Raw genomic sequence first — 16,325 nt, forward strand, 5'->3', positions numbered from 1 at the left:
TGCCGGGGGGAGAGGGTTTTTCTTTTATGGCGCGGAAAGGAGCACGGCAGTGGGAGAAATGCAGCAGACAGCGGCGGCGTTTGCCAAAAGCCACGGAATGAGCCGGGAGCCCTGGGTGAGGTTCCTGGATTTCAGCTCCGAGGCGGGAGAGCTTTCCAAGGAGCTTTTGAAGGCTTCCCATTACGGCGAAACGCCGGTAGAGCCTGCGCCCGGCATGGAAGAAGAGCTGGGGGACTGTATGTTTTCCCTGCTCTGCCTGGCGGACGCTTTGGGTCTGGACGCGGAAAAGGCGCTGGAAGGCTCTTTGGAAAAATATGACCGCCGTTTCCGAACCACGGGAAAAATAGGAAGCGGGAACTAGAAAGCCGGGGAAACCGGCGGGAGAAAAGGAGAAAAAGCGATGGAACTCATCACAAAAGCGCCCAAGGGTACAGTAGACCTTGTTCCCGGCGCAAAGGACGGCAGCGGGACAGCTTCGGAGAAGTGGCGGCTCGTAGAGGACGTGTTCCGCAGCGAAGCGGAATTAAACGGCTTTGGGGAAATACGCACCCCGGTGTTCGAGCACACCGAGCTGTTCTTACGGGGTGTGGGCGACACTACCGACGTGGTGGAAAAGCAGATGTACACCTTTGAGGATAAGGGAGGGCGCTCCATTACCCTGCGCCCGGAGGGCACGGCAGGGGCGGTCCGGGCGATGCTGGAAAACGGTCTTTCCAATGCCGGGCTTCCCGTGAAGCTCTATTACGACATTTCCTGCTACCGCTATGAAAAGCCCCAGAAGGGACGTATGCGGGAGCTGCACCAGTTCGGCGTGGAGATGTTCGGCGCGGCGGAGCCTGTGGCGGACGCGCAGGTCATTGCCATGGGGCTTTCCGCCCTTCAGCGGCTGGGGCTGAAGGACGTGGGGCTGCAATTGAACTCCATCGGCTGCCCTGCCTGCCGGGCGGAGTACCGTAAGGCGCTGACGGAATATTTCAGCCGGTACAAGGACAGGCTCTGCGAGACCTGCCTGTCCAGGCTGGACCGCAACCCCATGCGCATTCTGGACTGCAAAAGCCCGAAATGCCAGGAAATCGGAAAGGACGCGCCCAAGATCACGGATTATCTCTGCGGGGGCTGCCGCGCCCACTTTGAAAAGGTGCAGGGGTACCTGACGGCGCTGGGCATTTCATACGAGCTGGACCCCCGGCTGGTGCGGGGGCTGGATTATTACACCCGCACGGTGTTTGAGTTCCCCTCCAAAAGCCTGGGCTTTGCCCTGGGCGGCGGCGGGCGGTATGACGGCCTGGTGGAGGAGCTGGGCGGCAAGCCCACGCCGGGTCTCGGCTTCGGCATGGGGCTGGACCGCATTATGCTGGCGCTGGAAGCGCAGCAGACGGAGTTCCCGGAGCCGGACCGCTGTGAGGTCTATGTGGCGTCCATGGGGGAGCAGGCGTTGGAAAAAGCCCTGCTGCTGGTGAACGCCCTGCATGAGTGCGGGATTTCCGCCGACTGCGACCTGTGCGCCAGAGGGCTGAAGGCACAGATGAAATACGCCGACCGTATCGGCGCGAAATACACCATCGTCATCGGTGACGACGAACTGCAAAGCGGCAAAGCGGAGCTGAAAAACATGAAGACCGGGGAGAAGCGGAACATTTCCCTGGGCGATGATTTTACGGACGAATACCTTACCGTATGCACCAGCCAGGAGGATCTAACGTTCTAGATACTGGACGCTGGATACTGGATAAGGGCAGGGCGGTAAATAGTAGTTTAGTACGCATGAAATGGGCAATGAGAAATGAGCAATGGGCAATTATTTACTCCCGCTGGGAAAACCACAGGCTATTTGCCTTTTCTCAGAGGGGGGAGGAGGGGGCGCTGGTCTCCGGTGGAGACCGTTCAGCGCTGACCGAGCCAAAGGCGAGACCGAAGTCCCCCGCCGAAGAAAGAAAAAATCGCACACGGCAGCATGATCGAAAAGGCAGGAACCTAAATGTGCGAAAGCAGGAGCTTTGGAAAACGGTTTCTCCGGCAACTGCTAAACTACAATTTATCCAAACAGCTCACAGCGAGCGATTCGTTGAAAGGAACAGAAAATCAATAAATAAAGGAAAGGGAAAAAGATGAACTCAGCAAAGTACAGAACACACAACTGCGGAGAGCTGCGGCTTGAAAATGCAGGGGAAAGCGTCACTCTCAGCGGGTGGCTGGAAAATCTGCGGGAGGTGGGCGGCAATATCGGCTTCCTGGTCCTGCGGGATTTTTACGGCACCACCCAGATCGTGCTGGAAACGGCAGAGCTGCTGCAGCAGGTAAAGGCGCTTAACAAGGAGACCACCATTCAGGTAGTTGGAACCGTCCGGGAGCGGGAGAGCAAGAACCCCAAAATGCCCACCGGGGACATTGAGGTGCTGCCCACTGAGATCAGGGTGCTGGGGCGCTGCCAATACAACGAGCTGCCCTTTGAGGTGAATTTCTCCCGGGACGCGGACGAAGCGCAGAGATTGAAGTACCGCTACCTCGACCTGCGCAACCCCCAGGTCAAGGGGAACATCGTGCTGCGCTCCCAGGTGGTCGCCGCCCTGCGCCACGCCATGGAGGAGCAGGGCTTTCTGGAGATCACCACGCCTATCTTGACCGCCTCCTCTCCCGAAGGGGCGAGAGACTTTCTGGTGCCTGCCAGAAAGCATCCGGGCAAGTTCTATGCCCTGCCCCAGGCGCCCCAGCAGTTCAAGCAGCTGCTGATGGCTTCCGGCTTTGACAAATATTTCCAGATCGCCCCCTGCTTCCGGGACGAGGACGCCCGGGGCGACCGTTCCCCCGGGGAATTCTACCAGCTGGACATGGAGATGGCGTTTGCGGGGCAGGAGGACGTTCTGGCGGTCCTGGAAGCCGTGCTGCCCCCGATTTTTGAGAAATTCGGCGTTTATCAGACCATTTCTCCCGCGCCTTTTCGGCGCATTCCCTATCTGACCGCGTTGGAGGACTACGGCACGGACAAGCCCGACCTGCGCATCGACCTGCTCATTTCCGACATGACGGAGCTTTTGCAGGGCTGCGGCTTTGGTCCCTTTGAAAACGCTGTGGTCAAGGCTGTGCCGGTGTCAAACTGCGCGCTGACCCGCAAGCAGATCGACAAGCTCTGTGCCGATGTGGAGGTGCAGACCGCCCAGAAATCCTATTGGTTCAAGCTGGACGAAAACGGGGAGGTCGCCGGCGGTATCGCGAAATTTATCAATGCCGACCCCGCTCTGGCGCAAAAGGTGGTCGAGACCCTGAAGCTCACCCCCAACAGCCTGGTCATGCTGGCTGCCGGGAAAAAGGCGGACGCGCAGAAAACCGCCGGCGTTGCCCGGAAGTTTCTGGGCGAGCTGTGCCCGGAGCACATGGACAGAGAAAAGTACGAATTCTGCTGGATCGTGGATTTCCCCATGTACGAGATCGGCGAGGAAAGTGGGAAGCTGGAATTCTGCCACAATCCCTTCTCCATGCCGGCGGGGGGGAAAGAAATCCTGGAGCAGGCGGAGCGCGGGGAGGTAGACCCCCTGACGATCCTTGCCGACCAGTACGACCTGGTCATCAACGGCTATGAAAGCGCCTCCGGCGCGGTGCGGAACCATGACCCGGAGATCATGGTCAAGGCATTTGAGCTGGTAGGGCTGGGCGAGGACGATGTGAAAAAGAAATTCCCCGCCATGTACAACGCGTTCTGCTACGGTGCGCCGCCCCACGCGGGCGCGGCCCCCGGCGTGGACCGTCTGGTCATGCTGCTCACCGGCGAAAGCTTTATCCGGGAGGTCATTGCCTTCCCCATGAACCAGAACGCCCAGGACGTGATGATGAGCGCTCCCAGCGAGGTGACGCAGGCGCAGCTTAATGAGCTGCACATCGCCGTGACAGAGCGGGAAGAGGAATAAATTTCCGCCAGGGCGCCGTTCCCCGGTCACCACAAGATATAGAAAAAAGTTTTGCCGCTGTGGAACATTTTTTACAGGCAGCAGAAATCCAGAATATACCTGAAACCGCCGCCCTCGAGAGAGTCGTGAAACACTCCCGTGGGCGGAATATTTTGGGTAAAAACAGGAAATTTTTTCAAAAAACCACCATATCTTGTATTGACATAAGTCTCTCAGGTGCGTATAATAGGAGACGTTCTCCCGAAACGGGCGCCGGGTGCGGCAGGCTTTCGGGAAGCCGAAAATACGATCCGATATCTTGTGGCAGCGCCGCTGCGTCGAGTGAACGGAAATAGAGAAGAAGGGTTGATCTGGGAATGTTGAAGTCCATTGTCAAGAGAAGCGGGGAGAAAGTGTCTTTTGACGCAGCCAAGATCCGGGCTGCTATTTTTAAGGCAAACGTGCGCAACGCCACGGAGAAGTTCAGCGATGAGGAGCTGGACAGGCTCACAAACAACGTGGTGGAAAAGCTGAACAAAATGAAGAAGGTCCCCACCGTAGAGCAGATCCAGGACCTGGTGGAGGAGGAGCTGATCGCTGCCGATTACCCCAAAACCGCCAAGGCGTACATTCTGTACCGTGCCGAGCACCAGAAGATCCGCGAAATGGACGATGAGCTGGTCAAGGTCTATTCGGCGCTGACCTTCGTTTCCGCCGAGGATTCCGACCTGAAGCGGGAAAATGCCAACATCAATGCGGATACCGCTATGGGCACCATGCTGAAATACGGCTCCGAGGGTTCCAAGAGCTTCTACGAGAAGTACGTCATTCCGCCGGAGATCGCCAAGGCGGACATTGACGGCGATATCCACATTCACGACAAGGATTTCTACACCCTGACGGAGACCTGCTGCCAGATCGATTTGATCAAGCTGTTCCACGGCGGCTTCTCCACCGGGCACGGCTACCTCCGGGAGCCCAACGATATCCGCAGCTATGCCGCCCTTGCCTGTATCGCTATTCAGGCGAACCAGAACGAAATGCACGGCGGGCAGAGCGTGCCCATTTTTGATTACGCTATGGCTCAGGGCGTGGACAAGACCTATTGCAAGGAATATTTCAAGGCAATGGTCAGCTTCCTGCAGGTGCATAACGGGCTTTCCTATGACGACGCCAAAGCTTTGGTGGAAGCGGCAAAGGAAGAGCTGGGCGCCTGGGTGCCCATGGACAAGGCGCAGGAATACGGCGAGAGGTTCACCGAGTATCTGCCCCGCCACCAGAAAGAAAACGGCTTTGAGGAGATCACCACGGAGGAAGCCTTTGACGCCGCCCAGTACGCCAGGGACACCGCATGGCGGGAAACCGACCACGCCACCTTCCAGGCAATGGAGGCTTTGGTGCATAACCTGAACACCATGAATTCCAGAGCCGGCGCGCAGGTGCCTTTCTCCTCTCTGAACTATGGCACAGACACCTCTGAGCAGGGCAGAATGGTGATCCGCAATCTGCTGCTGGCAACGGAGGACGGTCTGGGCGATGGAGAGACCCCCATCTTCCCGGTGCAGATCTTCAAGGTCAAGGAGGGCGTCAACTACAACGAGGGCGACCCCAACTACGATCTGTTCAAGCTGGCAATGCGGGTCTCCGCCAAGCGGCTGTTCCCCAATTTCAGCTTTATCGACGCTCCCTTCAATCTCCAGTATTACAAGCCCGGCGACTATGACACCGAGATCGCCTACATGGGCTGCCGCACCAGAGTGATGGGCAATGTATATGACAAAAAGCGGGAAACCACCTGCGGCAGGGGGAACCTGAGCTTTACCTCTGTGAACCTGCCCCGCATCGGCATCGAGGCCAAGGGCGATATCAAGAAATTCTACGAGATCCTGGACGAGCGCATTGACCTGTGCATCGAGCAGCTGCTGCACCGCTTCAAGATCCAGTGCAGCAAAAAGGCTTACAACTATCCTTTCCTGATGGGACAGGGCGTGTGGATCGACTCCGACAAACTGGACCGTTACGACTCCGTGGCGGAGGTCCTGAAGCACGGCACGCTGTCCGTGGGCTTTATCGGGCTGGCGGAGACCCTGAAGGCTCTGACCGGCAAGCACCACGGCGAAAGCGAGGAAAGCTACAAGCTGGGTCTGGAGATCGTCACCTATATGCGCAAGCGCATGGACAAAAAGTCCAAGGAGACCGGGCTGAACTTTACCCTGCTCGCCACCCCCGCGGAGGGGCTTTCCGGCACATTTGTCCGCATCGACCAGAAGAAATTCGGCAAAATTCCCGGCGTGACCGACCGCGATTACTATACCAACTCTTTCCATATCCCAGTATATTATCCCATCAACGCCTTTGAGAAGATCAAAAAGGAAGCCCCCTTCCATGCGCTGACCAACGCCGGGCATATCAGCTATGTGGAGCTGGACGGCGACGTGTGCAAGAACATCGACGCCTTTGAAAGCGTCATTCGCTGCATGAAAGAGGCGGGGATCGGCTACGGCTCCGTCAACCACCCGGTGGACAGGGACCCTGTCTGCGGCTACAACGGCATTATCGACGATGTTTGTCCGCGCTGCGGCAGACACGCCGGCGAGGGCGTGCCCGTCTCCAAGCTGGAGGAACTGCGGAAGAAGTACCACGATGTGCCCGATTACTCCTGCCTGATCCATTAAGACGTGCCATTGAAAAATTTTTGAAGAAATTTTTCAATTTCACTGGACAAACGGCAGCACAGCGGGTATAATAAAAACAAGAATGATTCTTATTTTAACAGGAGGATTTTAGTATGGCAACGAAAAAGACTGCGAAGACAAAGGAAGTTCTGGTAGGCGAGGGTCGGGATTTTGAGCGTATCCGCAGGATCACCGGCTATCTGGTAGGCACCATGGACCGCTGGAACAATGCTAAGCGCGCCGAGGAAAAGGACAGAGTAAAGCACACCATGTCCGCCAGATAAAATTTTATGAATATTCTGTTGGTAAATGACGACGGTATCGGCGCTCCCGGGTTCCGCCTGCTGGCGGAGGGACTGGGCAGGCGCCACCGGGTCACGGTCTGCGCGCCGGACGGCAACCGCAGCGCCGTGGGGCACGGAATTACCCTCCATTCGCCCCTGCTGGTACAAAAGCATGAGCTGCCCGGCACAGCGGCGGCTTACGGGGTTTCCGGCACTCCGGCGGACTGTGTCCGTCTGGGGCTGGGCGGTCTCATAGAAGAGCCTGTCGATCTGGTAGTTTCAGGACCCAATGTGGGGCTGAACGTGGGCATGGACCTGCACTATTCCGGCACGGTTTCTGCCGCGCTGGAAGCCGCCATGCAGGGGAAAAAGTCCATTGCCGTATCCGCGCCGCCGCAGGCTGACCAGAAGTCGGTGGTGGAGCTGTTCCTGCACCTGTTTGAGCAGTTGAATATGGAAACGGATATCCGGCACGCCCTGAATATCAATTTCCCGGCATTGCCCCGGGAGGAGATCAAAGGCGTGAAATGGGTGCCCCAGTGGCTGTCCTTTCCGTGGGAAGACGCTTATGAGCGCCGCACTTCCCCCATGGGGCAGGATTATTACTGGGTGCGGGGAAGGGAAATACCCGTTCCCGGGGATTGCGCCGCCGATGTTTCGGCAGTGCTGAACGGCTATGTGGCGCTGACACCAATTACCTTCCGCTTTACCGACGACGAGGGTTTTTCTCTCAAGGAATTTTCTCTGTGAATACATACAAAGGGCGGGGTTCCCGCCCTTTTTCATCTATAGAACAGAAAAGAGGGCGTATTATGAAATTGCAGGTTTCCGGCATTATAAAGGAATCCATTGTGGACGGAAAGGGGATCCGCTACACGGTGTTCACCCAGGGCTGTCCCCATCACTGTCCCGGCTGTCACAATCCTCAGACCCACCCCTTTGAGGGAGGGACGGAAATGGAGATTTCCGAGATTTTTGAAGACTTTCGCCAGAACCCCATGCTGAAGGGGGTCACCTTCAGCGGCGGGGAGCCTTTCTGTCAGCCTGAACCCCTGACGGAGCTTGCCGCGCTGGTGCACGGCATTGGAAAAGACGTGACCGTCTACACCGGCTACACCTACGAGCAGCTTCTGGAAAAAAATGATCCTGCCGTCACCGCTTTGCTGGACAGCACCGATGTGCTCATTGACGGACCCTTCCTGCTGGAGCAGCGCAATCTGGAGCTTGTGTTCCGCGGCAGCGAGAACCAGCGGGTCATCAATATGAAAAAAACCAGAGAAAGCGGCAGCGTGGTGCTGGAGGAAGTGTAAGCCGCGCACCACTGCTGTTTTCGCCTGAAATAAAGCAGAAGAAAAGCCCCTGCCGGAACGGCAGGGGCTTTTCTTACGGAAGTACCAAGATTTAACAAATTCTTCATTGATTATTCCCCTGACCTGTGTTAGAATAAAAACTGGGTTACGAGGACCCAAAAGATATTTGTATTGATTTGCCTGCGGGCGAAAGGAGAAATAAAAATGACCAACAACAAGTCCGTTTTAAGCTGGATCGAGGAGATGAAGGCGCTGGTCACTCCCGACCAGGTCGTCTGGATCGACGGCTCTGAGGAACAGCTGGAGGCTCTGCGCAAGGAAGCCTGCCAGACCGGCGAAATGATCAAGCTGAATGAGGAAAAGCTTCCCGGCTGCTATTATCACAGGACCGCCCCCAACGATGTGGCGCGCGTGGAGGACAGGACCCTGATCTGCTCCCGTAAGGAGGAGGACGCCGGTCCTACCAACCACTGGAAGGACCCTCAGGAAGCTTACAAAATGCTGTACGATATTGCCCGCGGCACCTATAAGGGACGCACCATGTACGTGATCCCCTATTCCATGGGTCCTGTAGGCTCCCCTCTCGCCAAGATCGGCGTGGAGCTGACCGACTCCATCTATGTTGTACTGAATATGTCCATCATGACCCGCGTGGGTCAGAAGGTGCTGGACGTTCTGGGCGACAGCGAAGACTGGGTCAAGGGTCTCCATGCCAAGTGTGATGTGGACCCCGAGAAGCGCTGGATCTGCCAGTTCCCCGAGGACAACACCATCATCTCCGTGAACTCCGCTTACGGCGGCAACGTGCTGCTGGGCAAGAAGTGTTTCGCCCTGCGCATCGCCTCCTATCAGGCAAAGAACGAGGGCTGGATGGCTGAGCATATGCTGATTTTGGGCATTGAGAATCCCCAGGGCGAGGTAAAGTATGTCTGCGCCGCGTTCCCCTCCGCCTGCGGCAAGACCAACCTGGCAATGATGATCCCGCCCGAGGGCTACAAGAAGAAGGGCTACAAGGTGTGGACGGTCGGCGACGACATTGCCTGGATGCGTCCCGGCGAGGACGGCAGGCTGTATGCCATCAACCCCGAGAACGGCTTCTTCGGCGTTGCCCCCGGCACCAATATGAAGTCCAACCCCAACGCGCTGATCTCCACCCAGAAGGGCACCATCTTCACCAACGTTGCCCGGAACCTGGACGACAACACCGTGTGGTGGGAGTCTCTGGACAAGAATCCTCCCGTCAATGCGGAGGAGTGGAAGGGCGAGCACGTGAACGGACCGGAGTACATTGCGGACGGCAACAAGCTGGCTCACCCCAACAGCCGTTTCACCGCTCCTACCGCGAACTGCCCCTGCCTGTCCAGCGAGTTTGAAAATCCCAAGGGCGTGCCGGTTTCCGCCATTATCTTCGGCGGCCGCCGTCCCGATACTGTGCCGCTGGTCTATCAGTCCCGCAGCTGGAACAACGGCGTGTTCATCGGCTCCATCACCGGCTCTGAGACCACTGCCGCCGCTGCCGGCGCAGTAGGCGTTGTCCGCCGCGACCCCATGGCAATGCTGCCCTTCTGCGGCTACCATATGGGCGACTACTTCCAGCACTGGATCGACATGGGCAAGGTTTTGGGCGACAAGGCTCCCAAGATCTTCAACGTCAACTGGTTCCGCGTAGACGAGGACGGTCACTTCATTTGGCCCGGCTTCGGCGACAACCTCCGCGTGCTGGAATGGATCCTCAAGCGCTGCGAGGGCACGGTAGACGCGGTGGAGACTCCCATCGGCTATGTGCCCCATGCAGAGGACATCAATCTGGAGGGTCTCAATGACTTCTCCATTGATACGCTGAAGTCCATTCTGGAAGTCGACAAGGCAAAATGGGCAAAGGAAGCCGCCGGTGTAGAGGAATTCTACAAGCAGTTTGGCGATAAGCTTCCCGCCGCTCTCCGCGCCGAGCTGGATACCCTGAAGAAGAACTGCCAGTAAAAGGCATCCCATATTCGGCGACCCAGCCGAAGGAAATTTCAACCTCTTAGAAATAGAAAAAAGGTGACAGCCGCACCCCGGCTGTCACCTTTTTGCCGTTTTGATACTCTGATATGGGGCAGAAAAGCGGAAAAGACGGGCGGAAAGCCCCCGTTTTCCGTGCTTTTGGGCGCGCCGTGTCCCGGTTTCTTAAAAATCTCATAAAAAACAGAGAAAGCTGTGACAAATGGAAAAAATAGTGATAAAATAAAAACAATCGTCTGGGCGGAAAAGCTCTGCTTCCTGCCCGGAACGGATATTTTTTTGTGTTTTTGAGGAAGTATAAAATTGATGATAAAGGAGAAACGGTGAGAGATGGCAAAGCTTTTTTCAAAATTGGGATATGTGAGCAGGGTGCTGAGCGGGGTCCGGCTGGAGGAGCTGAACAAATCGCTGGAAAAGGCAAAGGAGCGTTCCGGCAGGAATAAGGCGTCGCTGTTTCTGGACATGCTCTGGTGCTCTGTGCGGTACGGCGCGGGATACCACGATTATGTGATGTTCGGCTTTTACGATATGGACGGCAAGCACCGGGACACCTATGTGACCCGCCTGCGGAACAAAAAGCTCATCACCACGGTAAACGACCCGGAAACAGCGGAAATATTTGACCATAAGGTGAAATTCAACCCCAGGTTCCGGGAATATCTGGGGAGAGACTTTCTGGTGGTCGAGGACATGACGCTGGAACAGTTCAAGGAATTTGTCAGCGACAAGGAAAAGATATTCTGTAAGCCCGATGTGGGCGAAAGCGGCAAGGGCATTGCGCGGCTGGCAAAAGCCGATTTTGAAAGTGAAGAAGCCATGTTCCGCTACATCAAGGAGGGCGGCTTCGGGGTGATCGGCGAAATGCTGGTCCAGCATGACGCCATGAACAAGCTGTATCCCGGCGCTGTAAATTCCATGCGCATCGTGACCCTGCTTGTCGGCGCGCCGGGGCACTATACGCCCCAGCTGATCTACGCCGTGGTGAAGATCGGCGCAGGCGGAAAATATGTGGACAATCTGGAAAACGGCGGAATGTTCTGCCCCATTGATTACGAGACCGGGAAGATCACCGGGGTGGGGCATACCTCTGCCCTGACCACTTTGGACAAGCACCCGGACACGGGCGTTCCCCTGATCGGCTATCAGATCCCCTACGTGAAGGAAGCCATCGAATTGTGCAAAAAGGCGGCGCTGGAAGAGCCGGGTATGCGCCTTGTGGGCTGGGACTGCGCCATCACTCCGAACGGACCCGCCATTATCGAGGGAAACGACTACCCCGGCTATGATTTCTGGCAGCAGCCGGAGCACACCCCGGACAGGATCGGTCTTTGGCACGTGTACAAGGAGCTGGTCCCGGAGCTGAAATAAGCCGGGAACCGCCCTGCAAACGCTGCTGTTTTGGTACTTTTCATGGGACAACCAAACTGCCGCCGGAGCATTCCGGCGGCAGTTTTTGAAATTTTTTTAGAAAAATGAGATTTTTTTGACCTCTGAAAGGTACTATAGGTGAAATGCATTTCAGGAGACAGGGGGTGGACGCCGCGGAAAATGAAAAATTTGCGGAATGCGTGGAAAAATATACGGACTCCGTGTACCGTGTAGCGTTCCATTCCTGTAAAAACCCGGCGGATTCTGAGGACATCGTTCAAAATGTGTTCTTAAAGCTGTACCGGGAAACCAAGGAGTTTGAAAGTGAGGAACACCTGCGCCGGTGGCTCTTGCGGGTAGCGGTGAACGAATCGAAAAAGCTCCTGGGCTCCGCGTGGTTTCGGAGAAGCGCGCCGCTGGAGGAATATGCGGAAACGCTGGAATTTGAGACCCCGGAGGAAAGCGAGCTGTTTTTCGCGGTGATGGCGCTGCCCAAAAAGTACCGGGTGCCGGTGTACCTGTTCTACTACGAGGATTACCCCGTCAAGGAAGTAGCGGTCATGTGCGGCTTAAAGGAATCCACTGTTCAGACCCGTCTGCAGCGGGCGAGAGAAAAATTGCGGCAGACCCTGCAAAAGCAGGAGCGGAAAGGAGAGAGCAGACATGAAGCCCAGTAAAGAACTGTATCAGAGGACTTTTTCCCGGCTGAAACCCTCTCCGGAATTAGGAAAGGAGATTTTAGCCATGACGGAAAAAGTGAAAAGACCCAAGAAATTTGTGGCGCGCAGGCTCATTGCCATCGCCGCTGTGCTGGCGCTGGTATTCGCGCTGGCAATGGGCGCAAATGCCGCTACCGGCGGCGAGCTGTATGAAGCCACTATCGGTAGGCTGGTGTATACCCTCAAAATGGATGACGGAAGCGTTGCCCGCGTTTATCAGGGCGAGACCGATGAGGGCGGCAAAGTGAGCTTTATCATTGAAGGAGACAGAGTAGAGGGCGGATATAAGCTCAAAGCTCAGCCCGATCCCTCTGCGGAGTATGAAAAGAGCGTCGAGGTGGAAACCGACGAAAACGGCAATATCGTCTCCGTTCAGGAGGGCGAAGGACAGCCCAACGTTGCCTACAACACGCAGGACTAAACTCTCATTCCCCAAACTATGTTGTAGAAAAAGGACCCTCCCCGGGGTCCTTTTTCTCTGTCATATTCTGAGAAAAAGCGCAGCGCCGGAAAAAAGGCTTTACGAACGCGGGATTTTGTGGTATAATGATCGCAAAGCAATCATCACGGAGAACCCCTGAACCGCAATGCGGTTCCCTTTTGCTCTACAAAAGTACCGGGCTTCTCCAAGCAGTGGGCGCATTCTGCGCCTATGGTATAATATCCGCAAAGGACAGCGGATATTATAGATTTGAAATTGCCTCGGTCAGTTCTTCGCTTTGCTCAGACGACCGATCGGCACATTATACCAACGCACGTTCCGTGCTTATGGTACACTGAATGCAGAAGCGCGGGAAAGCCGCAGGAGGATTTGTGATGAAGCAGGTAGAAACTCCACTTGCCAGGAGGTAAGCTCTGTACAATCGTTACCGATGAAACATTGTACAGGGCATAGCAGGGTTCGCAATTTTCAGTCATCGGAAAGCCTGCGGAGGTGAGAACACTGTCCGCTTGTTTTCCTGTGTCTTTTGATGCGGAGGGCTATTGCCTTCCGCTTTTTTGTTTGCAGAAAGCGGGAATACTCGCTTTCTGCTTTTTGCTTTTTGGAAACAGAGATCTGGCGGGTGGTTTTTCGTGCCGCGCTGCCGGAAAGGACAGATTTTTATGAGTTATTTGGAAATAAAGGGGCTTTCCCATTCCTTTGGAGACACCGTGCTGTTCCGCGGCGCGGATATGGTGCTGCAAAAGGGCGAACATATCGGCGTGGTAGGGCAGAACGGCGTGGGAAAAAGCACCCTGATCAAATTTTGCACCGGGCAGCTGATCCCCGATGAGGGCAGCGTCAGCTGGCAGCCCGGGGTGCGCGTGGGATATCTGGATCAATACGCGAGGACCGATTCCGAGATCACCCTGGAGGATTTTTTACGTTCGGCGTTCCAGCCGCTGTTTGAGCTGGAGCAGGAGATGGAAGCCTGCTATGAGAGCTTCGGACAGGGGGATACCGCCGCCTTTGACCGGGCGGCAGAGCTGCAAAGCCGCCTGGAAACGGCGGGGTTCTATCAAATCGACGTGGAGATCAACCGGGTGCTGTTCGGGCTGGGGCTGGAAGATTTGGGGCTTTCCCGCCCCCTGGGGCAGATGAGCGGCGGACAGCGGGCAAAGGTCATTTTGGGCAAGCTCCTGCTGGAAAAGCCGGACGTGCTTTTGCTGGACGAACCCACCAATTTCCTGGACAAGGAACAGGTGGCATGGCTGGGGGAATATCTGGCGAACCTGGAAAACGCCTTTCTGCTGGTGACCCACGACCACGAATTTCTGGAACGGACTGCCACCGCCATCTGCGATATCAGCGAGGGGAAAATCACGAAATACCGGGGAAATTATACGGAGTTTCTGAAAAAGCGGGAAGCCCGCCAGGAGGAATACCTTCGCCGTTACACCGCCCAGCAGCGGGAGATCAAGCGGACGGAGGAGTTCATTCGCCGGAACCTTGCCGGGCAGCGCACCAAAATGGCGCAGGGCAGGCGGAAGCACCTGGAACGCATGGAGCGGCTGGAAGCCCCGGAGCTGGCGTATAGTAAGCCAGTGTTCCGATTCGCCTCCCTCCCTGTGACAGACGCGGAGCAGCTGCAGGTCCGGCGGCTTCAGGTGGGGTACGATTTTCCGCTGCTCCCGGCGCTGAGCTTTGTCATTCGGGGCGGGGAAAAGGTAGTAATGTCCGGCTTCAATGGGATCGGCAAGACCACCCTGCTGAAAACACTGCTGGGAGAGCTTCCCGCCTTGGGTGGCGGATTCACGTTTTCGCCCAATACCACCGTGGGCTATTTTGAGCAGGAGCTTTTCTGGGAAACGCCCGAGGAAACCCCGCTGCAGCTGCTGTCGTCCCGCTATCCTGATAAAACCCAGAAGGAGCTGCGCCAGCGGCTGGCGCGCAATGGGATTTCCCGAAAGCACGCCCAGCAGTCCTTATGCACCCTCAGCGGCGGTGAGCAGGGCAAGGTAAAGCTCTGCCTGCTCACCCACAGCCCTGCCAATTTCCTGATCCTGGACGAACCCACCAACCATTTGGACGCAAACGCCAAGGAAGCGCTGGGGCAGGCGATCCGGGACTTTCCCGGTACCGTGCTGCTGGTCTCCCACGAGGGAGCCTTTTACCGCGATTGGGCGGACCGGGTGATCCATATCGGGAGGTAAATTTTTTCTTTTGCAGCGAGCGCTTTCTTGACCGATAGTTCAAAGGGGAGTATACTGTCTGCGAAAGCAGTGAGCGGCTCAGAAAAGTCAATTTGAAAGTGCCGCGGAAAGGAATGTAAGATGGACATTGCATATCGTCTCATGGAAGAAAAGGACATAGAGCAGGTCATTCCACTGTATCTGGAGCAATACAACGTATATGACGACGGCTGCTGGACGGAGGAAACAGCGTACCGGCGCATTCATCAGGTGTGGAGCACAGAGGATTCCTACTGTCTTCTGGCAGAGGAGGATCAGGTGCTGCGCGGCTTTGTCATGGGCTTTTTGAAGCAGTTTGACGACCTGCGTTCGTACCATCTGGAGGAGATCGTGATTGCCCACGGTCAGCAGGGAAAGGGCATGGGGACAAGGCTGATGCAGGAGCTGGAGCGCCGGGTCAGGGAGCTGGGCGCGGCGATGATTTCGCTGGACGCGGTAAACGATGAAATGCACGAGCACTTTTATGGGAAGCTGGGCTATGGAAATGTGAAAAATTTTGTGCCGAAAACGAAAACGCTGTAAAATCAGACACTCAGGGAGAGAGCGCGCCCGGGAAAACCTTGACGAGCAGCCTCCTTTCAGGGTATAATGATTGTAAAGCAATCATTACGGAGAACCCCTGAAACGCGAAGCGTTTCTCTTTTGCTTCGCAAGAAGCATATGTCTTTCCTTCGGAAAGACCGGGCTTCTCCAATCAGTGGGCGCTTTCAGCGCCTATGGTGGAATAAAGGGGAAAGCTCTGAAAATGAAAAAACAGGAGAGATCAGTATGAACAAAGTGATCCAAACCGAAAAAGCCCCGGCAGCCATCGGACCTTATTCCCAGGCGATCCAGGCGGGAGATTTTCTCTATACCTCCGGGCAGCTGCCCGTTGACCCTGCCACAGGAGAGCTTGCGGGCGATGATATCACCGCCCAGGCGGAGCAGTCCATCAAAAATGTGGGCGCGATTTTGGAAGAAGCGGGCTATCAGTATACCGACGCTGTGAAAACGCTGTGCTTTTTGGCGGATATGGCGGATTTTGCCGCGTTTAACGCCGTGTATGAGAAGTATTTTACCGGCAAGCCCGCCCGCAGCTGCGTAGCGGTAAAGCAGCTGCCGAAAAACGCCCTGTGCGAGGTAGAGGTCGTCTGCTGCAAGCAGCGGTAAGCTGAAAAAAGCAGCAAAAGAAAACTCCCCGGCTGGACCCAGCCGGGGAGTTTTTGCCCATTGACACGGAACGATCAATTGGGATATAATAAGCGGGTAATACAGATATCCGGGTGTTGCGCAGCTGGTAGCGCGCTTGCTTTGGGAGCAAGAGGTCGCACGTTCGAGTCGTGTCACCCGGACCACGTCGCGGCGAATCCTTGTGGTTCGCCGCATTTTTCTGCGCAAAATTCGGCTTCACCGTTCGGATTGCCGCTCCTCT

Annotated in this window: 15 protein-coding genes and 1 tRNA gene; all 16 read left to right on the plus strand. The window is 56.1% G+C overall.

All coding sequences use genetic code 11. The features are described 5' to 3' along the window. Nucleotides 1-58: 58 nt before the first annotated feature. The 16 genes from AB8996_RS01520 (at nt 59) to AB8996_RS01595 (ending at nt 16,248) form a co-directional block, all read left to right on the plus strand. A complete protein-coding gene (locus AB8996_RS01520; protein ID WP_369297223.1) occupies nt 59-361 on the plus strand; it encodes a MazG nucleotide pyrophosphohydrolase domain-containing protein in 303 nt (100 codons plus the stop codon). Nucleotides 362-400: 39 nt separating this feature from the next. After that, the gene (gene hisS / locus AB8996_RS01525; protein ID WP_369297206.1) at nt 401-1,708 is read left to right on the plus strand and encodes a histidine--tRNA ligase; all 1,308 of its coding nucleotides are present in this window, start codon (nt 401-403) and stop codon (nt 1,706-1,708) included. Between the two features lie 56 nt (nt 1,709-1,764). Beyond that, the gene (locus tag AB8996_RS01530) at nt 1,765-2,112 is read left to right on the plus strand and encodes a hypothetical protein (protein ID WP_369297207.1); all 348 of its coding nucleotides are present in this window, start codon (nt 1,765-1,767) and stop codon (nt 2,110-2,112) included. Continuing rightward, complete coding sequence (gene aspS, locus AB8996_RS01535; RefSeq protein WP_369297208.1) at nt 2,109-3,902, plus strand: aspartate--tRNA ligase; 1,794 nt, start codon at nt 2,109-2,111, stop codon at nt 3,900-3,902. The genes AB8996_RS01530 and aspS overlap by 4 nt, the downstream gene beginning before the upstream one ends. A 356-nt stretch (nt 3,903-4,258) precedes the next feature. Next, entirely contained in the window at nt 4,259-6,556 is a 2,298-nt protein-coding gene (locus AB8996_RS01540; protein WP_369297209.1) for an anaerobic ribonucleoside triphosphate reductase, read from the plus strand. Between the two features lie 113 nt (nt 6,557-6,669). After that, nucleotides 6,670-6,840, plus strand: coding sequence for an anaerobic ribonucleoside-triphosphate reductase (gene nrdD / locus AB8996_RS01545; protein ID WP_369297210.1), 171 nt, complete (start codon nt 6,670-6,672; stop codon nt 6,838-6,840). A gap of 6 nt (nt 6,841-6,846) precedes the next feature. Beyond that, nucleotides 6,847-7,590 (plus strand): 5'/3'-nucleotidase SurE, encoded by a 744-nt coding sequence (gene surE, locus AB8996_RS01550; protein ID WP_369297211.1) that lies wholly within the window; start codon nt 6,847-6,849, stop codon nt 7,588-7,590. Nucleotides 7,591-7,652: 62 nt separating this feature from the next. After that, nucleotides 7,653-8,150 carry an anaerobic ribonucleoside-triphosphate reductase activating protein gene (gene nrdG / locus AB8996_RS01555; RefSeq protein ID WP_369297212.1) on the plus strand — a complete coding sequence of 166 codons (498 nt, stop codon included), beginning with the start codon at nt 7,653-7,655 and terminating at the stop codon, nt 8,148-8,150. Between the two features lie 204 nt (nt 8,151-8,354). Continuing rightward, on the plus strand, nt 8,355-10,130 hold the full coding sequence (locus tag AB8996_RS01560) for a phosphoenolpyruvate carboxykinase (GTP) (RefSeq protein WP_369297213.1): 1,776 nt from the start codon (nt 8,355-8,357) through the stop codon (nt 10,128-10,130). 354 nt (nt 10,131-10,484) lie between these two features. Further along, nucleotides 10,485-11,522 carry a sugar-transfer associated ATP-grasp domain-containing protein gene (locus tag AB8996_RS01565; protein WP_369297214.1) on the plus strand — a complete coding sequence of 346 codons (1,038 nt, stop codon included), beginning with the start codon at nt 10,485-10,487 and terminating at the stop codon, nt 11,520-11,522. Nucleotides 11,523-11,665: 143 nt separating this feature from the next. After that, complete coding sequence (locus tag AB8996_RS01570; protein ID WP_369297215.1) at nt 11,666-12,199, plus strand: sigma-70 family RNA polymerase sigma factor; 534 nt, start codon at nt 11,666-11,668, stop codon at nt 12,197-12,199. A 67-nt stretch (nt 12,200-12,266) separates the two neighbouring features. Further along, nucleotides 12,267-12,662, plus strand: a complete 396-nt coding sequence (locus AB8996_RS01575; protein WP_369297216.1) for a hypothetical protein — start codon at nt 12,267-12,269, stop codon at nt 12,660-12,662. Nucleotides 12,663-13,345: 683 nt separating this feature from the next. Next, nucleotides 13,346-14,875, plus strand: coding sequence for a ribosomal protection-like ABC-F family protein (gene abc-f / locus AB8996_RS01580; RefSeq protein WP_369297217.1), 1,530 nt, complete (start codon nt 13,346-13,348; stop codon nt 14,873-14,875). Between the two features lie 141 nt (nt 14,876-15,016). Continuing rightward, nucleotides 15,017-15,436, plus strand: coding sequence for a GNAT family N-acetyltransferase (locus AB8996_RS01585; RefSeq protein WP_369297218.1), 420 nt, complete (start codon nt 15,017-15,019; stop codon nt 15,434-15,436). A 246-nt stretch (nt 15,437-15,682) separates the two neighbouring features. Further along, the gene (locus AB8996_RS01590; protein WP_369297219.1) at nt 15,683-16,063 is read left to right on the plus strand and encodes a RidA family protein; all 381 of its coding nucleotides are present in this window, start codon (nt 15,683-15,685) and stop codon (nt 16,061-16,063) included. Between the two features lie 109 nt (nt 16,064-16,172). Further along, a tRNA-Pro gene (locus tag AB8996_RS01595) sits at nt 16,173-16,248 on the plus strand. Nucleotides 16,249-16,325 lie beyond the last annotated feature (77 nt).

The organism is uncultured Neglectibacter sp., from assembly GCA_937958185.1.
Taxonomy (GTDB): Bacteria; Bacillota; Clostridia; order Oscillospirales; family Acutalibacteraceae; genus Acutalibacter.